Annotated in this window: 25 protein-coding genes; 18 read left to right on the forward strand and 7 right to left on the reverse strand. The window is 57.6% G+C overall.

Annotated elements, in window-relative coordinates; translation table 11 throughout:
• The first annotated feature begins 86 nt into the window (after positions 1-86).
• From IQ265_RS26145 to IQ265_RS26155, 3 genes are all read left to right on the forward strand, one after another.
• Positions 87-1,436: a cytosine deaminase gene (locus IQ265_RS26145; RefSeq protein WP_194059054.1), complete on the forward strand. Its 1,350-nt coding sequence runs from the start codon at positions 87-89 to the stop codon at positions 1,434-1,436.
• Between the two features lie 232 nt (positions 1,437-1,668).
• Positions 1,669-2,670, forward strand: coding sequence for a DnaJ C-terminal domain-containing protein (locus IQ265_RS26150; RefSeq protein WP_194059056.1), 1,002 nt, complete (start codon positions 1,669-1,671; stop codon positions 2,668-2,670).
• A gap of 278 nt (positions 2,671-2,948) precedes the next feature.
• The gene (locus tag IQ265_RS26155) at positions 2,949-3,587 is read left to right on the forward strand and encodes an RraA family protein (protein ID WP_194059058.1); all 639 of its coding nucleotides are present in this window, start codon (positions 2,949-2,951) and stop codon (positions 3,585-3,587) included.
• 143 nt (positions 3,588-3,730) lie between these two features.
• On the opposite strand, the gene IQ265_RS26160 is transcribed toward IQ265_RS26155, so the two are convergent.
• Positions 3,731-4,903 (reverse strand): zinc-dependent alcohol dehydrogenase, encoded by a 1,173-nt coding sequence (locus IQ265_RS26160; RefSeq protein WP_194059060.1) that lies wholly within the window; start codon positions 4,901-4,903, stop codon positions 3,731-3,733.
• Positions 4,904-4,908: 5 nt separating this feature from the next.
• Positions 4,909-5,403 (reverse strand): SRPBCC family protein, encoded by a 495-nt coding sequence (locus tag IQ265_RS26165; RefSeq protein WP_194059062.1) that lies wholly within the window; start codon positions 5,401-5,403, stop codon positions 4,909-4,911.
• A gap of 598 nt (positions 5,404-6,001) precedes the next feature.
• On the opposite strand from IQ265_RS26165, the gene IQ265_RS26170 reads away from it, so the two are divergent.
• The 6 genes from IQ265_RS26170 (at position 6,002) to IQ265_RS26195 (ending at position 10,164) form a co-directional block, all read left to right on the forward strand.
• Positions 6,002-7,240, forward strand: a complete 1,239-nt coding sequence (locus IQ265_RS26170) for an RNA polymerase sigma factor (protein ID WP_194059082.1) — start codon at positions 6,002-6,004, stop codon at positions 7,238-7,240.
• Positions 7,241-7,466: 226 nt separating this feature from the next.
• Positions 7,467-7,862 carry a YciI family protein gene (locus IQ265_RS26175; RefSeq protein ID WP_194059083.1) on the forward strand — a complete coding sequence of 132 codons (396 nt, stop codon included), beginning with the start codon at positions 7,467-7,469 and terminating at the stop codon, positions 7,860-7,862.
• Between the two features lie 30 nt (positions 7,863-7,892).
• The gene (locus IQ265_RS26180) at positions 7,893-8,618 is read left to right on the forward strand and encodes a DUF899 domain-containing protein (protein ID WP_194059084.1); all 726 of its coding nucleotides are present in this window, start codon (positions 7,893-7,895) and stop codon (positions 8,616-8,618) included.
• Positions 8,619-8,719: 101 nt separating this feature from the next.
• On the forward strand, positions 8,720-9,196 hold the full coding sequence (locus tag IQ265_RS26185; protein ID WP_194059086.1) for a DUF1579 domain-containing protein: 477 nt from the start codon (positions 8,720-8,722) through the stop codon (positions 9,194-9,196).
• 33 nt (positions 9,197-9,229) lie between these two features.
• Positions 9,230-9,589 carry a YciI family protein gene (locus IQ265_RS26190; protein WP_194059116.1) on the forward strand — a complete coding sequence of 120 codons (360 nt, stop codon included), beginning with the start codon at positions 9,230-9,232 and terminating at the stop codon, positions 9,587-9,589.
• A gap of 170 nt (positions 9,590-9,759) precedes the next feature.
• Positions 9,760-10,164 (forward strand): VOC family protein, encoded by a 405-nt coding sequence (locus IQ265_RS26195; protein WP_194059087.1) that lies wholly within the window; start codon positions 9,760-9,762, stop codon positions 10,162-10,164.
• A 152-nt stretch (positions 10,165-10,316) separates the two neighbouring features.
• On the opposite strand, the gene IQ265_RS26200 is transcribed toward IQ265_RS26195, so the two are convergent.
• Entirely contained in the window at positions 10,317-10,928 is a 612-nt protein-coding gene (locus IQ265_RS26200) for a heme-binding protein (protein ID WP_194059088.1), read from the reverse strand.
• Positions 10,929-11,175: 247 nt separating this feature from the next.
• Here IQ265_RS26200 and IQ265_RS26205 point away from each other — a divergent pair, with 247 nt between their 5' ends.
• Together IQ265_RS26205 and IQ265_RS26210 are read left to right on the forward strand one after the other, a co-directional pair.
• Positions 11,176-11,436: a chlorophyll a/b-binding protein gene (locus IQ265_RS26205; protein ID WP_347405023.1), complete on the forward strand. Its 261-nt coding sequence runs from the start codon at positions 11,176-11,178 to the stop codon at positions 11,434-11,436.
• 493 nt (positions 11,437-11,929) lie between these two features.
• Positions 11,930-12,424 (forward strand): hypothetical protein, encoded by a 495-nt coding sequence (locus IQ265_RS26210; RefSeq protein WP_194059090.1) that lies wholly within the window; start codon positions 11,930-11,932, stop codon positions 12,422-12,424.
• 163 nt (positions 12,425-12,587) lie between these two features.
• Here the strand turns inward: IQ265_RS26210 and IQ265_RS26215 are convergent, their stop codons facing one another.
• Positions 12,588-12,860, reverse strand: a complete 273-nt coding sequence (locus tag IQ265_RS26215; RefSeq protein WP_194059091.1) for a WGxxGxxG family protein — start codon at positions 12,858-12,860, stop codon at positions 12,588-12,590.
• Between the two features lie 348 nt (positions 12,861-13,208).
• Here IQ265_RS26215 and IQ265_RS26220 point away from each other — a divergent pair, with 348 nt between their 5' ends.
• From IQ265_RS26220 to IQ265_RS26230, 3 genes are all read left to right on the forward strand, one after another.
• Positions 13,209-13,697, forward strand: coding sequence for a nucleoside deaminase (locus IQ265_RS26220; RefSeq protein ID WP_228038532.1), 489 nt, complete (start codon positions 13,209-13,211; stop codon positions 13,695-13,697).
• A 182-nt stretch (positions 13,698-13,879) separates the two neighbouring features.
• A complete protein-coding gene (locus IQ265_RS26225; RefSeq protein ID WP_194059092.1) occupies positions 13,880-14,107 on the forward strand; it encodes a hypothetical protein in 228 nt (75 codons plus the stop codon).
• Positions 14,107-14,397 carry a hypothetical protein gene (locus tag IQ265_RS26230; protein WP_194059094.1) on the forward strand — a complete coding sequence of 97 codons (291 nt, stop codon included), beginning with the start codon at positions 14,107-14,109 and terminating at the stop codon, positions 14,395-14,397. The genes IQ265_RS26225 and IQ265_RS26230 overlap by 1 nt, the downstream gene beginning before the upstream one ends.
• Here IQ265_RS26230 and IQ265_RS26235 read toward each other — a convergent pair.
• Complete coding sequence (locus IQ265_RS26235; protein WP_194059096.1) at positions 14,375-15,037, reverse strand: MOSC domain-containing protein; 663 nt, start codon at positions 15,035-15,037, stop codon at positions 14,375-14,377. The two genes, IQ265_RS26230 and IQ265_RS26235, sit on opposite strands and share 23 nt — an antisense overlap.
• Positions 15,038-15,209: 172 nt before the next feature.
• On the reverse strand, positions 15,210-15,905 hold the full coding sequence (locus tag IQ265_RS26240) for an SIMPL domain-containing protein (protein WP_194059120.1): 696 nt from the start codon (positions 15,903-15,905) through the stop codon (positions 15,210-15,212).
• 262 nt (positions 15,906-16,167) lie between these two features.
• On the opposite strand from IQ265_RS26240, the gene IQ265_RS26245 reads away from it, so the two are divergent.
• Entirely contained in the window at positions 16,168-16,479 is a 312-nt protein-coding gene (locus IQ265_RS26245; protein WP_194059098.1) for a nucleotidyltransferase family protein, read from the forward strand.
• Positions 16,480-16,603: 124 nt separating this feature from the next.
• Positions 16,604-16,834, forward strand: coding sequence for a HepT-like ribonuclease domain-containing protein (locus IQ265_RS29170; protein ID WP_228038535.1), 231 nt, complete (start codon positions 16,604-16,606; stop codon positions 16,832-16,834).
• A gap of 45 nt (positions 16,835-16,879) precedes the next feature.
• On the opposite strand, the gene IQ265_RS26255 is transcribed toward IQ265_RS29170, so the two are convergent.
• Complete coding sequence (locus tag IQ265_RS26255; RefSeq protein WP_194059100.1) at positions 16,880-19,399, reverse strand: endonuclease MutS2; 2,520 nt, start codon at positions 19,397-19,399, stop codon at positions 16,880-16,882.
• A gap of 429 nt (positions 19,400-19,828) precedes the next feature.
• Here IQ265_RS26255 and IQ265_RS26260 point away from each other — a divergent pair, with 429 nt between their 5' ends.
• The gene (locus tag IQ265_RS26260) at positions 19,829-21,760 is read left to right on the forward strand and encodes a diguanylate cyclase (RefSeq protein ID WP_194059104.1); all 1,932 of its coding nucleotides are present in this window, start codon (positions 19,829-19,831) and stop codon (positions 21,758-21,760) included.
• Between the two features lie 210 nt (positions 21,761-21,970).
• Positions 21,971-22,975 carry an arsenosugar biosynthesis radical SAM (seleno)protein ArsS gene (arsS, locus tag IQ265_RS26265; RefSeq protein WP_194059110.1) on the forward strand — a complete coding sequence of 335 codons (1,005 nt, stop codon included), beginning with the start codon at positions 21,971-21,973 and terminating at the stop codon, positions 22,973-22,975.
• Positions 22,976-23,174 lie beyond the last annotated feature (199 nt).

The following is a 23,174-nucleotide window of genomic DNA, read 5'->3' on the forward strand; positions in this document are numbered from 1 at the left end:
TGTCTCGGGCTACCTAGGGGATAGGCAGAACGCCTAGCCCGCGCGGATTAAACAAAATCCCTATTCCTTAGTGATACCTTGGTGCCATGACTTTACCCCTCACGGATCTCCGGGCAGCACAACCTGCCGACTACTGGCTCTGCAACGCCCGCATTCCCCTGGCCTGCCTGGATGGGGCAGGTCCCCCGCTGACCCCGATCGCCGAGCTGGCTGCCCCGCCCCGCTCAGAAAACCTGGTTGCGGTTCACCTGCAGGTGCAGGCGGGGGCGATCGCAGCGTTAGCCCCCGCCGCCTCACCTCCAGACGATGGCCTGCCCCGCTACGACCTGAGCCAGGGCCTGGTGTGGCCCTGCTTTGCCGACTGCCACACCCACCTCGACAAGGGCCACACCTGGTTGCGTAGCCCCAACCCCAATGGCACCTTCGAGGCGGCTCTCGAGGCCGCCGCCGCCGACCACCGCCACTGGAGCGCCGCCGACCTCTACCCCCGCATGTCGTTTGGGCTGCGGTGCAGCTATGCCCACGGCACCCAGGCGGTGAGAACCCACCTCGACTGCCTGGATGGCCAGGAAAAGATTAGCTTTGCGGTATTCAATCGGCTGCGGCAGGAGTGGGCCGACCGGCTGACGCTGCAGGCTGTTAGCCTGGTGCCGATGGATTACTACGATCGCCCCGAGGCCGAGGGGCTAGCCGATACCGTCGCCCAGTACGGCGGCATTTTGGGCGGCGTGATCTATCCGCAACCAGGCCTGGAGGCGCAGATCGATCGCGCCTTTGCCCTAGCCGAGGCGCGCGGGCTAGACCTCGATTTTCACGCCGATGAGAGCCTGAACTCCGAGGCGGAGGGGCTGCGAATTGTGGCTGAAACCAAGCTGCGCCGCCGCTTTGCGGGTAACGTTAACTGCGGCCACTGCTGCAGCCTCTCGGTGCAGACCAGCGATCGCGCCCAAGCCACCCTAGCCCTGCTCAAAACCGCCGGGGTGAGTGTCGTCAGCCTGCCCATGTGCAACCTCTACCTGCAAGATCGTCAGCAGGGTCGCATGCCGCGCTACCGGGGGGTTACCCTGCTGCCCGAACTGCGCCAGTTTGAGGTGGCGGTGGCTTTGGCCAGCGACAACTGCCGCGACGCCTTTTTTGCCTACGGCGACCACGACATGGTGGAGGTGTTTACCCAATCGGTACGCATTGGCCAGCTCGATCGCCCGATTGGCGACTGGCCCCAGGCGGTAACGCGTACCCCGGCCCAAATCATGGGCCTCGATGCCGGCATTATTGGCGTGGGTCGCCCCGCTGATTTGGTCGTGTTTAAGGCCCGCGGCTTTGGCGAGATGCTGTCGCGGCCCCAGAGCGATCGCGTCGTCATTCGCCGGGGCATCGCCATCGATACTACCCTGCCCGACTACGCCGAACTCGATGCCGTCGTCGGAATTTGCTAGCGCGATCAGCTACCCATACCGGTTTTGACCTGGAAAACCGAACTTCTCTAGGGCAGTGGGTTTGCTAGGCTAAATCCAAAGGTGGTCGACCCAAAGGTTGGCAGGGCTGAGGCAAACGTGACAATGCCACTCCCCAGGCCCAGAGTTGACTACAATAAAATCGCCTTCGGGGCGATGGTCGAAGACAGGCCCCTCAGGGCCAACGCAGGCGCGGGTTTTTAGGAGGATTGGAATGGCTGCTACGGGCTTTAAAGACTACTATGCGGTGCTTGGCGTCAGCCGTACGGCGAGTGCTGATGAGATTAAACAGTCATTTCGCAAGCTGGCCCGCAAGTACCACCCCGACGTTAACCCCAACGACAAAGCCGCTGAGGCCAAGTTTAAAGAGGTCAGCGAAGCCTACGAAGTGCTCTCTGACGACGACAAGCGCAAAAAATATGACCAGTACGGCCAGTACTGGCAGCAGGCCAGCCGGGCCGGGGCGGGCGGAGCCTACGGCAGCCCCTTTGGTGGAGCCTATGGCAGCCCTGGCGATGGTGGCTTTGACTTCAGCAATTACGGTAGCTTCGACGAGTTTATCAACGAGCTGCTGGGTCGCTTTTCGACCCCTGGCAGCGGCGGGCGATCGTACTCCTACGGTACCCCTGGCGGCGGTGCTGGCCCTGGCTTTGGCTACGACACAGCCGGAGCTGGTCAGTCTTTTGACCAGGAGGCCAGCATTCGCCTCAGCTTTAGCGAAGCGTTCCACGGGGCGCAAAAGCGCCTGCGCATTGGCAACGACAGCGTTGAGGTGCGCATTCCGCCGGGGGCGAAACAGGGCAGCAAAATTCGCCTCAAGGGCAAAGGGCCAATGAACCCCTACAGCAAGCAGCCCGCCGACATTTACCTGGTGGTGCAGCTCGATACTCACAGCTTCTTTAAGCTGGAGGGCGACAGCCTCACCGCCGAGGTGCCGATTACCCCCGACGAAGCGGTGCTGGGCGGCAAAATTGACGTGCCCACCCCCGACGGCAGCGTCACGATGAACTTACCGGCGGGCATACGCTCTGGCCAGAGCCTGCGGCTGCGAGGCAAAGGCTGGCCGAACCCCAAGGGCGATCGCGGCGACCTGCTGATCAAAGTTGTGATCATGCCGCCCAGCACCCTAAGCGATGCCGAACGCCAGCTCTACGAGCAAATTCGCGCCAGCCGCACCACCGACCCTCGTCAAAATCTGGCCAATACGCGGCTGTAGTTGCTTTAAACCTACCCACCTGACTCTATCTGCGATTAATAAAGCCTCCGGTCAAAGCGACTTGGAGGCTTTATTAATCGCATTTCTGTCTCTATGGGATGTGAATTGAACGAACGAGGTTGCCCCTAACGCCAAACTCTATGTACGGTGGATGGCAGTCGCTCATAACTGGTGGGCACTGCCCACCCTACGATGCTGATGGGACAAGGATTGTAGCGAGAATTGATGATACGCCCTAGTATTTGAGCAGTGTTTAGGCCAGGCTGGCGAATTACCCTGTGAACAACGCATCAAAATTTACGGCTATTTCCCCCACCGCCTACGCCGATACTCTGGGGCGTACCCAGGTAATGGATATGGGTATACGAGAACTGTGGCCCCGCATTCCTCGGCTGGCTGGCCCCGCCTACACCGTGCGATGCCCAGCCGGCGATAACCTGATGCTGCACGCCGCCATCTACCGGGCGACCCCCGGTTCTGTGATCGTGGTGCAGGCGGGCGATGTTGACTACGCAGTGGCGGGGGGCAATGTCTGTGCGATCGCCCAAAACCGGGGCATTGCTGGCTTTGTGGTCGATGGTGTTATTCGCGACGTGGCCGAAGTGCGCGAAGCTCGGTTTCCGGTGTTTGCCCGCGGGGTAATGCCGGTGCCGGGTCAAAAAAAGCAGTTGGGCACACTGAATCAGCCGATTGTCTGCGGCGGTGTGCAGGTTAGCCCTGGGGATATGGTGGTGGCCGATGAAGAGGGTATTGCTGTAATTCCTGCCGCTCAGCAGGAGGCCGTTTGGCAGGCGGCCCAGCAGCGTAGCGATGCCGATGCCGCCCAGTCGCTCACCGACTGGGAAGCTAGCCACCGAGCCAAGGTAGCGCAGGCGCTGCAGTCGTTAGGCTTTACGGAAGCGGATAGCGCTCTGTGAAAGTTTATGTCTTTACGGTGGCCCAGAACGGCCCCGATGACCTGAGCGGGCTGGGCGGCTCGACCCCAACACTGTGGCAGTGATGGGCAAAACCGATGGCCTAACGGAGCCAGCTCAGCCCGCCTTAGCGCTTGACATACCCCCTAGTCGGGCTGAAACATCACCTTGATGCACTGGTCTTGCTTGTGCTTGAACATTTCAAAGCCCTGCTTTGCTTCGGTTAGGGGCAGGCGGTGGGTTAGCACCACGGAGGGGTCAACGTCGCCGTTCAGCACGTGCTCCACTAGCTTGGGAATATACTTTGGACCAAACATTTGCCCCATTCTAAAGGTCAGGCCTTTGTTCATTGCTGCGCCCATCGGCATTTTGTCTACAAAGCCGCCATAGACCCCCATGATGGACAAGGTGCCACCCTTGCGACAGGCCAAAATCATTTGCCGGAGCACGTGCGGGCGATCGGTTTCTAAGCGGATGGCTTGTTTGGCTTTGTCGTACAACCCCTCCGGTCCCTGGCCGTGGGCTTCCATGCCAACCGCATCAATACAGGCATCAGGACCCCGTCCTCCCGTCATTTCTTTGAGCGCTTCGAGCACATCTACCTCTTCGTAGTTGAGCGTTTCAGCCTTGGCAAAGTCTCTGGCAAGCTGCAGGCGCTCAGGAAAGCGATCGATGCCAATGACGCGCTCTGCGCCCAGTAAATAGGCACTTAGCATGGCAAATTGACCCACCGGCCCACAGCCCCAGACCGCAACAATGTCGCCTGGTTGAATGTGGCACAGGTCTGCTCCCATATACCCGGTCGGAAAGGCATCAGAAACAGGCAGCAGCTTCTCATCGGGAATGCCTTTGGGCACAGCGGTGGCGGTGTAATCGGCAAAGGGGATGCGGATGTACTCAGCAAACGAACCCGCATAACCGCCAAAGGCGTGGGAGTAGCCGAAAATTCCTGCGGTGCCATGGCCGTAAATTTTTTCCAGCATCCAGCTGTTTGGGTTGGAGTTATCGCACAGGGACCACTGCTGCTGGTTGCAATGCCAGCAGTGACCACAGCCAATAATCGAAGAGACTACCGTGCGATCGCCCTTCTTCAGACGCTTTACCTCAGCCCCAACTTCAACAATTTCTCCCATAAACTCGTGCCCAAGAATATCACCGGGCTCCATAGTAGGGATAAACCCATCGTAAATGTGTAAATCGGAACCGCAGATGGTTGTAGAGGTCACTTTGAGAATGGCATCCCGCGGATTGAGGATGGTGGGATCGGGCACTGTCTCCACTCGCACATCTTCCGCACCGTGCCAACAAACTGCTTTCATTGTGATTAATCCTTTGAGTGAGAATGTCCCGATGGCTGACCATCGTTTGTAGCAATTTCGCCTGCTTCCATGAGCATTTTGAAACGGGCCAGGTCGTCGCCGATTTGCTGTTCGGGCGATTCACCAAACAGCTTTGCCAGCATGTTTCCAATTACCCCACCAGGCGGGTTATAAACTGTGACCACTTTGACCTCGGTGCCACGATTACCCGGAGCGGCTTTAAATTGAACAGAGCCAGCGTTGTCAACGTCTGCTCCAGGAACCGACTTCCAGGCAATTAATTCGTTGGGGCGATCGTCAACAATTTCTGCATCCCACTCAACCGTTCCATCTAAAGGTCCAGTTATGACCCAGTGTGATCGGTTGTCGCTGATCACTCTCACGTCTTTGAGGTGCCTTGTAAAGCGAGGCAAATTCTCAAATTGACGCCAAAAGCTGTAGAGTTCTGCGGCGGGTTTATCAATCGTTACTGTCTTTTCAACCTTAATGCTTTGACTCACAATAGTTGCTTCCTAAGCGTACTTCGGTCTTAAAACCGCGTTGACTCTGACATGCGCAGGTACCATTAAAAGAATGAGTTCAGAGCGCTGGGGCTTCAAACATGTTCAACGCATATACCAGGCGCTACATCTCTCGCTAGACCTATATTGAAAGGCTGTCCACCTGTGCGCAGTCAGCGGATATTCTGTACCGTTTTTGTAGTGACCAGCTCATAAAAAAGCGTGTAATTGCTTGAAATTTATGAGGCTTTACCAAGGAAAACTAACTTTCCAATTCACCTATTCGGCTTCCTGTTTAAAGTCCAACTTCGAGATCAATCACACCCGCGCGGCCAGGGCGCTGGTGCTGCGATCGCCTCCGCTGGACAACATTCCATGCTTCGTATGTCGGGAAGCGACAAGTACCAGGGGCCACCAGGGGGCAGCCCGACCGCTGTGATCAGTCGTGAGCTGCCGTGACTAGTCGTGATTAGCTAGTGGGCAAGCCTAGCTGCGTAGCACAAGCCGATCTCGAACAATCCCGGCAATGGGTAATAGTACGGACAAACTATATTAGACTGAACCAAGAGGACGGACCTTGGTTTCGGGATCATGCCCTATGAACGAGTCCAATTCGGTGCAGAGGCAGGTGGATGCCGTTTACCGCGCCGAGTCGCGGCGAGTGTTTGCCACGCTGATTCGGCTGCTGGGCGACTTTGACCTGGCCGAAGAAGCTCTACATGAAGCCTTTGCCGTCGCTATGGAGCAGTGGCCCCGAGATGGTGCTCCGAACAACCCACGCGCCTGGCTGGTTTCGGTGGGTCGGTTTAGAGCCATTGATACGATTCGGCGGCGCACCCGTTTCGACGCTTCCCTGGCCGAACTGGCCGAGCGGATCGATGCCGCTGAACCCGATGTCAGAGCCGATGAAGATGTCGAGGACGATCGCCTGCGGCTGATCTTTACCTGCTGCCATCCTTCGCTGCCCCAGGATGCCCAGGTAGCGCTCACCCTGCGGGAAGTTTGCGGCCTCAAAACCGAAGAGATTGCCAGCGCCTTTTTGGTTGCGCCCCCTACCCTGGCCCAGCGGATTGTGCGGGCCAAGGCCAAAATTCGCGCGGCGGGCATTCCCTACCAGGTGCCGTCGATAGAGGATCTGCCCGATCGCTTAGATACCGTCCTGCAGGTTATCTACCTGGTGTTTAACGAGGGCTACGCGGCCTCCTCTGGCCCATCGCTAACCCGCGCCGACCTATCGGGCGAGGCGATTCGGCTGGGGCGACTGGTGATGGAGCTGCTGCCCAACCCAGAGGTAATGGGGCTGCTGGCGCTGATGCTGCTGCAGGAGTCGCGGCGGGCGGCTCGCACTTCCCCCGAGGGTGACTTAATTTTGCTGGCCGACCAGGACCGCAGCCGGTGGAACCAGGCCCAAATTGCCGAGGGGCGAGCCCTGGTGCAGCAGGCGCTGTCGTCGCAGCAGGTTGGCCCCTACGCACTGCAGGCCGCGATCGCCGCCGTTCATGCCGAGGCCCCTAGCCCCGCCACCACCGACTGGACACAGATTGTCGGTCTCTATGGTTTGCTGGCTCAAATCGAACCCTCCCCCGTGGTGCAGCTCAATCGAGCTGTCGCCGTCGCTATGCGCGATGGACCGCAGGCGGGGTTGCAACTGCTGGATGAGATTTTGGCCGAGGGTGATCTGGCCAACTACCACCTGGCCCACGCGGCCCGGGCCGACCTGTGCCGACGGCTAGGGGAAACCGCTGCTGCCAGAGCCTCTTACCAGCGGGCGTTAGAACTGGTTAAGCAAGAGCCTGAGCGTCGATTTTTAGAAAGCCGTCTGCGCGAGCTGGTCTGAGAAGGTAGCCCTCTCAGAGGTGTATCGATTTGTCAATGAGCCTCGTAGGTTAAGCATCCTGCTTAACTGTGTACAGCCGAAACGGCTATCCCACCTGATTGAATTCTGATCCTGAGGTCAGTGCCTCCGCAATTTAAAAGTTTTTTTGTAGCCCTGTCGATTTGCGGTCTCGCCGAACGACTACTCCACAAAGGTGACCAATTCAGACCCACTTTTGGAGGCAACCATGAAATTTATCTGTCTGGGCTACTTCGACGAAGCGCAGTGGGACAGGCTTTCTGAAGCCGAACAGGCGGCTCTGATGGCTGACTGTTTTGCCTACGACGATGAACTAAAGCGCAGCGGCCATTTCATTGGTGGAGAAGCGTTGCAAAGCGTCAAAAACGCGGCCACGCTGCGCTACCAAAACGGCAAAGTGACCGTCACCGATGGCCCCTTTGCCGAGACCAAAGAGCAGCTCGGCGGCATCTTAATGCTGGAGGCCCGCGATCTCAACCACGCCATTCAGCTGATGTCGCATCATCCCGGCGTTCGCAGCGGCCCCTTTGAGATTCGCCCAGCCGATGAGGAGATTAACGCCCAGGTTAACCAGAGCAAAACCTTGGAGACCAATGTGTACTAAAGACCTGTCTTTTTGTAAGGAGAACCCGTCATGACCACCAATACTCGCGCACATCCCCCGGTGGTATCGCCAGAAACCTGGCTGGCCGATCGCAAGGCGCTGCTAGCCGAGGAAAAAGAGCTGACCAAACAGCGCGATCGCGTCAATGCCAAGCGCCGCCGTCTGCCAATGGTCAAGCTAGAGAAAACCTACCGCTTTGAAGGCCCTGATGGTGAAACCAGCCTGCTCGATCTGTTTGAGGGTCGCCCTCAACTGATTGTCTACCACTTTATGTTTGCCCCTGAGTGGGACAACGGCTGCTCGGGCTGTACTGGCCTGGTCAACGCCCTGGGCAACCTGAGCTTGCTGGGCGATCGCGACACCACATTCGCGCTCATTTCCCGCGCGCCGCTAGCCAAGCTTGAGGCCTACAAAGCTCGCCACCAGTGGACTTTGCCCTGGGTTTCCTCCTTTGGCCGCGACTTCAACTACGACTTCCACGTCTCGCTAGATGCATCGGTTGCCCCGGTGCAGTACAACTACCGCGACCAGTCGAGTTCGAACGGTCAGGACCAGCAGTCTACCGCTGGCGAACGCCACGGTATGAGCGTGTTCTTTCGCATCGACGACGACGTTTTTCACACCTATTCGACCTATGCGCGGGGGTGCGAAGGCCTGACCGACGCCTACAGCCTGCTCGACTTGACCCCCTACGGCCGTCAGGAAGACTTTGAAGATTCTCCCCCCGGCTGGCCGCAGCGGCCTACCTACGGGTAAGCACATCGGTAAGCGGGGTAGGGCCGGGTTACAGAACCCATTTGCTCGCTCCGTGCAACCACTCGTTCAACCACCTTTTCAACAACTTTAGGAGAAACATTATGCAGATTGAACCGCAGGCAGAACACCGCTGGCTCGACAAACTCGTGGGCAAATGGGTCAGCGAATGTGAGTGCAGCATGGGACCCGACCAGCCCCCCTCAAAAACTCGCGGTACTGAGGTGGTGCGCAGCCTGGACGGGCTCTGGGTGGTAGCCGAAGGCGAAGGCGAAATGCCGGATGGCGACACCGGGACGACCATCATGACCCTCGGCTACGACCCTCAAACCCAGCGCTACACCGGCACCTTTGTCGGCTCGATGATGACCCACCTCTGGATCTACAGCGGCGCGCTCAATGAGGCCAAAACAACCCTTACCTTAGAAACTGAGGGGCCTAATTTTGGTGAAACCGCTATGGCTCCCTACAAAGACATTATTAAGTTTGTTGACGACAACCACCGCATCATGACCTCACAAATTTTGACCGACGATGGCCAGTGGCACCAGTTTATGACGGCCCACTACCATCGACAGTAGCCGCTCTTACCCATGAACGTTGGAGGCCAAACCATGAAATACATGCTGCTGATTTACAGCGACGAAAATGCCTGGACCGACGATGAGCAGCAGCGCTGCTACCAAGAGTCGGTGCAGCTGACCCAAGACCTGCACGCCAGCGGCAAATACCTGGGGGCTTCCCCCCTGCACTCGGTCACTACGGCTACCAGCGTGCGGGTGCGCGACGGCAAACGACTGGTGACCGATGGCCCCTTTGCCGAAACCCGAGAACAGCTAGGCGGCTACTTTTTAATTGATGCGCAGGACCTCGATGACGCGATCGCGATCGCCGGACGCATTCCCTCGGTGTATAAAGGCACCGTCGAAATTCGCCCCATTCTAGAGCTGACTGGCCTACCCACCGACCAGTAGGAGCGGGCAAAACCTGCACCCAGGGCTTGCCAATTTTTCTAAACAAGCTGGTTTTAACCCGTCGATTTTGCCCACTTCCATTCGACTAGAAGACAAAGCCCGACTTTAATAGCTCAGATCGCCAGCGCAAAACCGCAGCGAAACCCTTCTAACCTTACCAAGGAGCCCCCATGGGACGTAAAATTTTCGTTAATTTGCCCATCAAAAACCTCGACCAGTCGGTTGAGTTCTTTACCCAGCTTGGCTTCTCGTTTAATCCTCAATTCACGGACGAAACAGCTACCTGTATGGTGGTCAGCGACGACATCTTCGTCATGCTTCTGACTGAAGAAAAGTTCAAAATGTTTACGCCCAAAGCAATTTGCGACGCTACCAAAAGTACGGAAGTGCTGGTGTGCCTATCTTGCGATAACCGCGAAGAGGTCGATACGATGGTGAGCAAAGCCCTCGATGCCGGTGGCACCACCTACAGCGACCCACAGAACCACGGGTTTATGTATGCCCACGGGTTTCAAGATCCAGACGGCCATATTTGGGAACTTATGTATATGGACCCCAGTACCGTAGACCAGTAGGCGGCCGCAACGCTATAGGTCATGTCATCGCTTCGCGTGGGGCGGATTGGGCCAACTAGCCTAAATCGCCCCACACCCCTAGCCTGTTCTTTGGGTCGGGCGTGGCAACACGCCAATGCAATAAGGACTGTAGCGGGAATTGATTACACACCCTAGCGGCGCTGCACCGGAATCTGAATGTCGCTCCGCTTGATCGGGTCGGGAACGTAAGGCCCATCGTAGAAAAACCGTCGGGGTAACCCCGCTACGGCGTAGTCGGGATTGGCCAACAGCCAGGCCCGAAGCCGTGCGATGCTGCGGGCATAAATATCGTAGTCGTAGCCACCCCTGACGCCAATGCTGACCACCGTCATCGGTGGAACGTCGTCTACCTGTACATCTTGGGCCACCGCCTGGGGCACGATATCTAAGCTGCGGTATAAAAACGAAACAGCGGCCTCTCCCTGCGCCACCGCTGCCCCCTCCTGGAGCGTTGCCGCAGGGTACCGCGTCTCGACCGGAGCCGTCATCGAGATATCGTTGCTGCTAATGTGGCGAAACAGGGGCGAGAACCCTCGGGAGGAGGCATTGGCCAGATCGCCCGTGACCTGCACTGTCGCGGCTCGGTAGGCTGGATACTGCTTAAGCTCAATCTCACCCTCGGCTGTGGGCGGCGGAAAGCCCTCCGGCAAAGGGGCAGAAGCCGCACTGTAGGCCCAAAAAGCCAAAACCCCCACCCCCACAACAACAACCCCTAACATCAGCAAGCTCTGACCCAATTTCATGGCAGATTGTCCTGTACATTGCGACCGATCTTTTCTAGCGGCCATTACTGGCCATTACTGTTAGTGTAGCGACTGATTAAACGGTATAAATCCTAACAGTTTGGGTTGACTAAAATTTGGCTACCCCTGGCGCGATCGCTCTTCGCAGTGTTTCATTAATCTGTTGTTAACTTGGCCATAAAAGGTATCCCTCCAAAAGCAGATCAAGCCGCTGCTCTAAACCATCTTGATCTGTCTCTATGGAAGGATGGTTCTTTTATTTAGCATTGTTAAGTTGTTGTCAGTGACGTCAACCAAGGTAATTCAAATGCAAAACGTTAAAGAGCGCTCGACTGTAACTGAAGACGTGAAACAGCCTTACTTCTATCCTGGTACCCACTGGAACTGGGGCTTCGTTCCCAGTGCCGAAATTTGGAACGGTCGCCTGGCGATGATTGGCTTTCTTTCGGCCATTCTTATCGAACTCTTCTCCGGGCAGGGCGTGCTCCATTTTTGGGGAATCATGTAGGAGTCCAGTCAAAGTTCTGATCACGTGTGAGCAAGCGGCATTGATTTAGTTTCAATGCCGCTTTTTTATTTTGCTACTCTGGATAAAGGAAAAGAATTAAAGAAAAAAATAATTTTATCGCAATAACCGGTTAGCTCAGGCATGGGCAATCGGCCATTGCGATAATTGAGGTAGCGAACTGACGTATAGCCAGCGTTCCTAAAATGCTACCTGTCCTAACCGTTTTAATAGTGACTAGAGAATAGTTTTTTTACTATGCACTTACTTAGTTATTCATTTCTAAGCGCCTAGAAGGTCGTAAAACCATCTAGTTAACAACCAAACGGAGTACGAATAAAGGACTGATGGCTCGGCCTGCAAGTCTATCTATCTACAGAGCATGGTTATGGCTGAGGTTGTCATTATAAAAGGTGAATCTTGGGCCAGGTTCGAGGCTGAGCCATACGCCCTGCTCAAGGTTTAAACAGTATTTAGCATTTAAGGAATTTATCCTATGACAGCCCAAACAATGCAAACCAGGCAAAACAGTGAAGTCATTGCGGTCTACGGCAGCCGTCGTGAAGCTGACCAGGCTAAAAAAGCTATTCAAGACGCCGGCATCATGGGGCAGCGAGTCTACGTTGACGACCATGTTTCCCCCACTACCCAAGTGTACGCTCAGGGTACAACCGTAGGCGGGCAGGCAGGTTTCTTTGCGGGCGGATTCTTGGGTGGCGCGCTGGGCGTGTTTGCCACCATCATTATCGTCTTTCAAATGACTGGAGACTATCCCCATTCAAACCTTAGCCGCCTCATGGTGCTTGGCTTCGCGCTTGCAGGTGCAATATTTGGTGCACTAGTGGGCAAAGGGGTGCGAGATAGCCAGCCGGTGAGCGAAAAAATCAAGGGTGATCCCGACCTGTCTCGTCAGTTTCGCCTGGTTGTTGAAGGCAACAGCGATGAACTGCGCCAAGCTCGGCAAGCGCTCAACCAACCGCCCACCAGCTAGGTTCGAACATCAGCCAGGGCTGTACAGCCCTGGCTGAACTGTTGCGAATCGTAAGTAGGTAGAAATAGTCTTTTTTTTGCTAGCTAAACCAAAAAGCAGGGAGACCGGTTGGGACCCCTGCTTTTTGGTTTGGTTTGGTTTGCACCGCGGCTAGACCACCGATTTAGTAACGCTGGCTGTAGTCAGAAGTCGTACCAACGCGATCGGTTGTGGTAGTTGTATGGCGATCGCGCCCCTTCAAGCCAGCCAGACCTAGCAGACCCAGCAGACCTAGCCAGCCCCAGTCAAAGCCATCATCTTCGGTAGCAACGTTTTGAGTGGGTGCTACTGGGTCATTTGCGGTGGCTTGAGCAGGCATGTTGAGAGAGGGCAGAACGGCCATGCTAACCGCAAGGGCACTGGCCCCGATCCATTTCGACAAAGCATTAATTTTCATAGTTTGGGTTCCTGAGAACAAACAACACTGTCTATCTATACGGGAAAACTGGTTTGGCAAACTAAAAAAATTAGAGTGCTAATCAACCCGCTTTGTCTTACAGGTTAGAGTTTTTTTGGTAGCCTGTTATTCGTCGTTAGTCAGAGACTTTTTTAACTCAGCCTCTAGCAAAAGATTCACCTGTGCTTAGCGAGGAAATGGGCAAAAGGTACCGTTGTATCATTTATTTAATCAGTGAAATATGCTGCCCCGCAAACTATAGCTTTACCAGTTTTTTAGCATAGATTTATCTATATCTTACCCATTAAAACCTCGCCCCTTTAAAGTGAAGAAATGCCGTCGTGCGCTATGAACAACCCTACATCTGTGCAAATGATTGAACACCTGCAGCGAGCTAACCAAATCGCCCAGGTGGCCATGGCTGAGGGGCACCATCCCTTTGGGGCAATTTTGGTAGCCCCTGACCATGCCACCGTGCTGTTGGAGCAGGGCAACGTAGATGCGGTCAACCACGCCGAATTGACCCTGATGCAGCGCGCCTACGCCGAGTTTGAGCCCGCTTTTTTGTGGGACTGCACTCTCTACACCACGGTTGAACCCTGCGTTATGTGTGCTGGGGCGCAGTACTGGGCCAATGTGGGGCGGTTGGTCTACGGCATTTCAGAGCTGCTGCTGCTGAGAATTACAGGCGACCACGCGGCAAACCCAACGCTGAATGTGCCCTGCCGCTACGTATTTGACCACGGCCAAAAAGCCATTCGCGTCTGGGGACCGATCGCGGCGGTAGAGGCGGAGATTTTGGCGCTGCACCAGGGGTTTTGGCGTCAGCCTACCTAGCAACCTTCTGAGCATTGCCCAAGCCGCACAGGCCAATAAGTCATGGTTTGTGAACTTATCTAGCGCGATCGCGGCACATTTGTGCGCATTCTGTAAAAATAGATACAGAAATGCTCGACTAGCCCTCTTCACCTTTGCCAAAGAGGGTGCCGTCGCCAGCAGTGAACTTAGAAAGGCGACCTATGACCCCGCAACTTCAGTCTCAAGCCGACGCTCAACTTACTTCGGGCTGGCCCCCGGTTTGCCACATTGCCTATACCCGTGACACCTGGGTAACGCTGGCCGACCGGCCCAACGAGTACGCCGCCGCCGAGGCCAAACTGCTTTGCCAGGCATCGCCCGACACCTGGGTCGCCTGGGTGCCCGACCACGGCGAAACGCTGCTGCACAAGAGCCACTTTTACGTCTGATGCATCCCGATTCATTAACCGACCTAGCGCCAGACTTAGCACCAGACTCGCCCATCGCCTGGGACGAGCTGTTTGAATACCTGCCCGGCACCCTGGTCGAGCGGGTTGACGAACCTGGCATCCTTTACGCCATCGAGGGCTATGAGGCCACGATGGTACCACCCATCTGGCTTGTGGATGATCCGCGCCCGCGCTACCCCCACGAGCTGCGAATTGTGTCTCGACAACCGGCGCAGGTCTGTAACCTGGCTCAGCCCGAAACCCTGGCTAGGACGGCGCACCCCGCTTGAGCAGTTTTTCCTGCCAGTTGCGCGAGAGTAGGGGGCACCGGGCTAGCTCAGCCGCCGCCGCTCGATCGCTCAGGTCGTGGTGCATGATGTGGTTGGCTCGGGCTACGGTCCACTGGGGGTAGGGGCGATCGCACAGGGTTATCGCCAGCCCCGCCTGTACCGCGCCCTCCTGCAGCACCCGAAAATACCAGCCGCTGCGACCGTTGGCTTTCACCTGAAGGGCCAGATCGGCGATGCGCCAGCGGCGGGAGAGCTTCCAGCAGGGCTGTCGAGGCTGCGAAACCTGCACCCTGGCGTTGCCGATCGCATAGATGTCGCCGATGCAGACGTCCGCTTCGGTTTGCCCTACCACCGTAAAGTTTTCGCCAAAACCGCCGTAGGGCAGCTCGGGGTGGTTGAGGTGCGATCGCCAGTCAGGGTAGTGCTCGGCGCTGTAGGCCAACACCGCCTTATCAATGCCGCCGTGGTTCTTTAAATCGGCCTGACCGTCGCCTGCCAGGTTAGTCGTGCTCAGCCACACCTCCCCCTCAACTGGCTGCTTAAAAAAACCGGTGGTCCAGCGCTGATCCATGGGGTTAGGGGCGGCATCGGTGCCCAGGGTTTGGGGCAGGCCCACCTGAATGCTGACAAGCTCAGGCATAGTAGTCAAACGATAAGCGACAAAAAAAGAGCGTGTCTTGATAACGACACGCTCTCTCTAGGATACGCGCAATGGCTCACGAACTTCCGCTGGGGCTGAGGCGCGGCCGCATCGGCGTCCTGCGACCTGATCCCAGATCTGCCCACGGCCTCTGGGCATTCAGCCAGGTTCCTTAGTAGCGAATCTGTAGGGTCACCTGAGCCTGGACCGTTTGCTCGCCCCCTACTACTGGAGTTGAGGCATCGTTCTGCATGGCTCCGTACTCGGCCCGGCGCATCATGGGCACCGGCACAGGCGGTGCCGCTCCGTTAATTTGAACGCCGACAATCTCCTGCGATCGCAGGCTCAGGCTCCCCAGCACCACGCCCGCCTGAGTCTGGGCATCTTCTACGGCTTCGCGCAGCGCCTGCTGACGAGCCGCCTCCAGTGCAGCCTCGTCGGCCACAAAGCTGACGCCGCGAATTTGGTTAGCCCCGGCATTCACCGCATCGTCGATCAGCGACCCAACGCTCTCGGTGGGCATACGAAAGCTAACGGTGTTGCTGCCGGTGTAGCCAATCACATCCTGGCGACCGTTCTCGTAGTTGTAGCGGGGGCTGAGCTGAATGCCTGTGGTCTCAAGCTTTTCGACCGAGCGCGATCGCAGTAGCTCAACCACCGCTGAGGTGCGCTGGGCCACCTCGCGCTGAACGGCGGCCGCATCGGTACCCTGCACATCGACCCCGAGTTCGACCCGAGTTTTGGTTGTCTGCACCGACTCCTCACCCTGGCCAGTTACGGTTAGCGTTCTCATGGCAGCCTCCTGGGCGATCGCGGTGGGAGTAAAGACAGGCACAAAACCGAGCCCCGAGACCAGGGTTGCAGACATCACCGCCGCCGCCGCCATTCGTCTGGGGGTAAAAGACTTAATTTTCATGGGCCTCACACTCATCTATAGAAGCTAGTCCATTCACTGTGCCACGGCGATCTCCGGCCAATGGCGTTGTTACCGATTTCGATACAGAGTGCCGAGACCAATCGAGCAGACTCAGCCAAGAGGTTATGATTTTTTATGTAAGCCCCCAGAGTCGCCGTTGCCTACCGCCCCGTCTGCTTAGGCAGCCTAGGAATAAACACCTGAGAGCGCTGTTATGCCAATACACCCGACCAATTTTGCCGTTAGAGAGCAGGTACTGAGCCGACTCCAGGCGATTAAGCCTCAGCTAGTAAAGCAGTATTCAATCAGCAGAATCGGCATTTTTGGTTCAGTAGCTAGAAACGAAGCCTATGGTGATAGCGATATTGATGTAGTTGTCCATATGCGTCCAGACATGCTAAAACGAGCACGGCTGAAGGCCGTGCTTGAGGAAGTATTTGGCCGGGAGGTGGATCTCATTCGATACAGAGAGTCAATGAATCCTTTTCTTAAAGCCAGAATCAATCAAGATGCTATCTATGTATGATCGCTCTCTTCTCTTGGAGTTGCTGCTTGAAGTAGAAGAAGCGATTCGTAGAATTGAACGCCGCTTTGCAACCATCAATCATGCCGACGATTTGTGTCCAGCGACGAAGGCCTCGACCGGCTAGATGCTAATTGCCATTAGCGAAAATATTAGAAGAATTCACAAAATTGTTGGTGACGCTTGGTTTGCTCGCTATCCTGATGTCAACTGGTCAGATATTAAAGGCATTAGAAATATCCTAGCCCACGATTATTTTGATATCGACCCAGAGGAGGTTTACCAAATTTGCTCTACGGATATTGAAGTTCTCAAGCGCGAACTTGAAAAAATGCGCTACGACATTTTTCAGTCGTAACCAGAGACCTACAATCAGGCGAGATTTTGAACAAACCCCTACCCTCTACAAATAGGCCACCGTGACCCCAGTGCCGCCGTCGGCCTGGGCCGCAGGCTCAAACCGCTGAATCTGCGGATGGCGCTTGAGGTACTCGTGCACTCCCGCTTTGAGCTTGCCGGTACCGTGGCCGTGGATAATCCACAGGGCACCGCTGCCTTTGGCAATCGCCTCCTCGAGCACCGCCTCCGACTCGGCCACCCGCATACCGCGCAGGTCGATGGTGTTGCGGCTGGTACGAATGGCCGGGGCCGGGGGCGCGGCTTGGGCGGCGGGTACGGTATCGACGGGCTTTGTCTTAACGGGCACCTCGGCCTTTTCACCCCGCAGCGACTCGATATCGGCCAGGCTGACGGTGGTTTTCATCAGCCCAAAGCGCACGGTAATGCGGTGGTCGTCGTCGGGGGCGGTGAGCACCTCGGCGGTTTGGCCCAGGCTGGGGATGCGCACGCGATCGCCTACCCCTGGCCGGTAGCCCGGTTTCGCTGGCGCTGGCGCTGCCGCAGGCAGACGGGATTGGGCGATCGCATCGATCGCCGCCGTGGCCCGCTGCGCATCCTGGGCCGTAGCATCGCCCTGCTGCAAGCGACGAATCACCTTAGCGATGTCGCGCTTGGCGTCGGCGATCGCCTGCTGCACCGCCGCCTGCTGCTGGAGTTTGAGTTCCTGCTCGCGATCGCGCAGCAGGTCGGCCCGGCGCTGCACCTCATCGTGGAGCTTCTCGGTGGCCGCCAGCAGGTCCGCCGCCGCCTGCGATCGATTCTCCTGGTCGCGGCGCTGAGCCTCCAGTCCGGCAATCACCTGGTTAACATCCTCTCGGGCACCGGTCGCCATTAGGGTCGTAGCCGCGTCGATCACCCCGGCGTTGAGCCCCAGACGCCGCGCGATCGCCAGCGCATTCGATCGCCCTGGAATGCCCCACAGCAGCCGGTAGGTCGGCGACAGCGTTGCCTCATCAAACTCCACCGAGGCGTTCTCAAACCGCGCATCTTGATACTTCAGCGCCTTCAGCTCGCCGTAGTGGGTAGTCGCCATCGTCAACCGCGCCCGATTGGCCAGGTGCTTCAGCAGCGCGATCGCCAGCGCCGTACCCTCGCTGGGGTCGGTGCCCGCGCCAACTTCGTCGAGCAGAACGAGGGCGTTGGTGGGTGGGTGGGTAGGCGGGGGGGATGGGGGATGGGGGGATGNNTANNNTAAGWSWYRRTCCTGTAGCAAGGCAGAATTTGCTGTGGATTCTGCAGAGGCTGACGCGAAACTCGCCTCACCTACCTCATCTCCCTCGCCTCCATTCCCCAATGCGGCCAAGATGCGGCCAATGCGGCGAATGTGGCCCGAAAACGTCGACAGGCTTTGCTCAATCGACTGCTCGTCGCCGATGTCGGCTAGCACCTGCCCAAACCAGGGCAGCTCTACCGGCTCGCGGGCGGGTATGTAAAGACCAGCGCGGGCCATCAGCGCCGCCAGCCCCAGGGTTTTGAGGGTAACGGTTTTGCCGCCGGTATTGGGGCCGGTAATGGCCACTACCCGCAGGTCGGGGCGAATCAGCAGGTTGATCGGCACCACCTCTGGGCCTTGCTCGTGGCGCTGCTGCCACACCAGCAGGGGGTGACGCAGCTGGCGCAGGGTGGTCTGCTCATGGGGTTCGGTAAAGCGGGGCGGGTTGGCCCCCAACCACAGCGAGTAGCGGGCGCGGGCGTGGGCCAAATCTAGCTCGGTGACAATGGCCAGCAGCGCAGACAGATCGTCGTAAACCAACGCCACCGCATCGCTGAGCTGGCGCAGAATGATCTCTTCCTCGGTTTTTTCCTGGCGCTGCAGCTGGCGCAGGCGGTTGCCCAACTCGACCACCGCCTGGGGCTCAATGTAAAGGGTGGCCCCACTGGCCGAGGCATCGTGCACAATGCCGGGTACGGCATCTTTTTGGGGTGCTTTGACGGGCAGCACAAAGCGATCGCCCCGCTGGGTAATCAGAGGCTCCTGCATGGCTCCGGCCTGGCGCTGCAAAATGCGCTGCAGCCGCTGCTGAATATCCTGGCGGGTCGATTTGATGCGATCGCGAATGCCCCCCAGCTTGGCGCTGGCCCGGTCGGTCACATCGCCGCGATCGTCGATGCAGTGGTAGATCTGCTGCTCTAGGTCGGGGTGGGTACTGAGGTCGGCCACCAGATCCTGCAGCACCGGCAAGTCTTCCGGCGGCTGGCTGTCGATGGTGCGGCGCAGCTGGCGGGCTCCGTTGAGGGTGGTTGCGATCGCCAGCAGCTCCTCGCCGCTCAGCAACCCCTGACGGTAGGCCCGCTCTACCGCTGCACCAACATCACGAATGCCGCCAAAGTTGAGGCCATTGTTGTGTTCCTCTAGCCAATAGGCCTCCTGGGTCTGGGCCAGCAGCGCCTGACTGCCCGCCTGGCTAGCCGGGGCCGCCAGGGCCTGAGCCGCCAGCGTACCCATTTTGGTCGCCGCAAAGGTAGATAGGTGCTGGCATAGCCGAGGCCATTCCAGCAGGTTCAGAGTCTCTTGGTGAATCAACGGCAGCTCAGACAGAAGAATACGCTCAATTTAGGACAAATACATCCTTCTAGTATAGAGAATTCGGCCTAGAGAACTCCCCCTCGCCAACCCGAAGAGCCCATCCCACTGCCCTGTCTACTTCCGTGATTTAACTGATTTGCCCTGTAGCGTAGGCCAGTAAAATCTGAATCCCAATTTCGGTAGAGACACGCAGCCCCTTCCCCCAGCCAGTTGTTAAGCCCTCCTCAATAATGACCCACCTGCAGCGAGCGACGGGCATTCTAGATCCTAAGTGTGTGCACTGTGGTATGCATTACAACCACAACAGCCATCACCGCTGACATCACAAGCCGTTGCGGCATCATCCCGTACCCACCAACCCTACCTCCACTGCCCCTCGCCTTTCCACTCTCTCAACATTAATGACCTATCCCGGCTCCCGAATCTGTGCTTGAAAACGACCTGGTCAGCGCCGCTGCCTTAACAGCAACCATTGATTCCTCGCCCCTTAGCGTGGAGGCAGAGGACACCCTGCAGCGGGTCATCAAAGCGATGGGTCAAGCCGCCAAAACCTATGCTCTGGTCTACCGCAGTGGGGCGTTGTCGGGGGTGTTTAGCTACGACAACGCCGCTCAGGCCGCTACTTACCAGGTCAACTTTAGCCAAACTTCGGTCGCCCTCTGGATGACCCCCATCGACTGGCTGCGACCCCTCAACACCTCCCCGCCCTGGCCCCAAGGCTTTAGCCGCCTCCATCCCGAACAGCCCTACCTGCCCGTAGTCGATCAAGCCCACCACTGGCTGGGTCTGCTGACCCCAAACGGCTTCTGTACCCTGCCCGACGATGCCGAAATGGTATCGTCGGGCAGGGCCGAACTCACGGCCTGCCACTACGCCGCCGCCCTATTTCAGCAGCAGCAAGAGCGGCTAGCGCTGGCTCTCCAGGGAGCCCAAATGGGTACCTGGGACTGGGATTTGGCCCAGGGAACCATTGTGATTTCTGATGAGCAGGAGCGGCTTTTGGGGCTAGCTCCGGGCGAGTTTGACGGTAGCTATGACACTCTCTTTACCTACCTACACAAAGACGATCAGGCTGCCATACACCAGGCCCTACAGCGGTCAATTCAGCTCAAACAGCGCTACGGAGTCGAGTTTCGCGTGCTGCACCGCGACGGTCAGACTCGCTGGCTGTCGGCTCGGGGGCAGGTATTTGACGACGGCGAACACGCCCCCCGACTGGCTGGGGTCACCCTCGATGTATCCGATCAAAAGCGGGCCGAGGCTGAAATCAAGCTCCAGTCTCAACGGGAGCGGCTGGTCGCCGAAATTGCCCAGCGCATTCGGCACCTGCTCGATTTAGACAGCATTTTGGCGCAGACTGTGACCTCGGTGCAGGCGTTTATCGAAGCCGATCGCGTCATTGTGATCCAGTGTGGGGCCGATATGAGTGGTGAGGTCATTCAAGAATCGTGTGCGGAGGCCTACCCACCCATGCTGGGCTGGTCGCTGCGCGACCCCTGGTCGGTGGGCGAAAAGTTTTTGGCTCACTATCGGGCCGGACGGGGGCTGGCCGTCGAAAACATTTACACCCAAAACTTGCCCCCCAGCCAGCTAGCGTTTCTAGAATACTTTCAAATTCAGGCCGAAATAGTGGTGCCCCTGCTGGAAGATCAAACCCTGTGGGGGCTGCTGATTGCCCACCAGTGCCGATCGCCGCGAGCCTGGCGCACCCCCGATGTGCGGCTGCTGCAAAACCTGGCCACCCAGGTCGGCATCGCTATCCAGCAGGCCAAAATGCACCGCGAGCTAACGCTGGCCAACCAGCGGCTCAAGCGCATGGCCTACCTGGATGGCCTCACCCAGGTCGCCAATCGCCGTCGCTTCGAGCAATACCTCGACCGAGAGTGGCGGCGCATGAGCCGCGAAAACGGCCCACTGTCGCTGATTATGGCAGATATTGACAGTTTTAAGGGGTTCAACGATCGCTACGGTCATCAGGCGGGCGACAACTGCCTGCGGCTAGTGGCCCGCCTGCTCACCCGAGCCGCCAAGCGCCCCGGCGACCTGGTGGCTCGCTACGGCGGCGAGGAGTTTGTGCTGGTGCTGCCCAACACCGACCTAAAAGGTGCCGAAACCGTAGCCGAAGACATTCGCCTGCTGGTTCGCAGTCACCGGATTGCCCATGAGGGGTCGGCGGTGGCTAAGATCGTTACCATGAGTTTTGGGGTGGCCAGCGCCCTACCCGCCAGCGACGGCAGCCCCGCCCAGCTAGTTAAGCGGGCCGACGATGCCCTCTATAGCGCTAAACATCAGGGCCGCGACCAGGTTAGGGTAGACGGAGAGCGGCTGCCAATCCAGGGCGGCCGTGAGGCCGACTAGCAAACGGGAGCCAACATTTGTACCCCCAAGTCGTGGCCCGACAGAATTGAGCCTGGCAGAATGGAGAAGCGCAGTAGAGCCGTTCTCAGGCTGTTCTCAGCCCTTTGGGTTCTAATGCCAAAAGCTGCCTTCGACCGTCGGCACGCCCGGCTGTTATCCAAGCCGACTGGGTAATCGTATTACCAATGCTGTTTTACTGACATAGTTTTCATGGTTCAGTCTCCCCCCTCTCCTGTCGCTACCGTTACCCCCTTTGACCAGCGGCTCGATCAGCCCCTGACTAAACTGCCGATTGGCGTGCTGCAAATCAATCTGGGCCGCAAGTGCAATCTGGCCTGTACCCACTGCCACGTCGAGGCTGGCCCCAACCGCACCGAAGAGCTTTCCCCAGCTGTGACCGACCAGCTGATCGAGCTAATGCGGCGGTTTCCGCAAATTACCACCGTCGATTTGACCGGCGGTGCCCCCGAGATGAACTACGGCTTTCGCCCTCTGGTCGAGGCAGCGCGAGGGCTAGGAAAAACGGTCATGGTGCGATCGAATCTGACGATCTTTTTTGCGCCAGGCTTTGAGGATTTGCCCGACTACTTTGCCCGCCACCAGGTGCAGGTGGTGGCTTCGCTACCCTGCTATCTCGAAGACAATGTCGACAAGCAGCGAGGAGCTGGAGTCTATAGCGAGTCAATTCGGGCCTTGCAGCGGCTCAACCAGCTGGGCTACGGCCACGACCCGGCCCTGGGCCTAGACCTGGTTTACAACCCGCCCGTGCCCCGCAGCGCTGAGTTTTCGCTGACTCCCAGCCAGGTGGGGCTGCAGAGCGATTATGAGGAATATTTGCGATCGCACTTTGGCATCGTCTTTAACCACCTCTACACCATTACCAACCTGCCCATCGGTCGAGTCAAGCAGTATTTGCAGGGCAAAGACCTCTACTGGCCCTACCTGCGCTTTTTAGCCGACCACCACAACCCCGCCACCGTACCCAACCTAATGTGCCGCAACCAGCTCTCGGTCGACTACGAGGGTGTTCTCTACGACTGCGACTTTAACCAAATGGAGTCGGTGCCCTCCCTATCGCCCAGCGGTCAGCCCCTAACTGTGGCCGACCTGCTGACCGCCAACTCGCTCGACCTGATCACAGAGATACAGACGCGCCCCTTCTGCTACGGCTGCACGGCTGGGGCCGGGTCGAGCTGCGGTGGGGCGTTGACTTAGCCTGTTTATTGAGTCGGGCGTGGCAGCGCTGATGGGAGTTCTGGAAAATAGTTTCCCCAATGGTGGGCAGTGCCCACCCTTGTATCTTAAAAAGTGTGGCAGACCGTCCCACCCTAGGTTAAGCAAACCGCGTGTAGCTTGGGTCGCCGCACCTTTAAGGATAAAACTCGAAAAATCGCCAGGAGCCTGTGACTCCGTA

Origin of the sequence: Nodosilinea sp. LEGE 06152 (genome assembly GCF_015207525.1) — a bacterium.
Lineage (GTDB): Bacteria > Cyanobacteriota > Cyanobacteriia > Phormidesmidales > Phormidesmidaceae > Nodosilinea.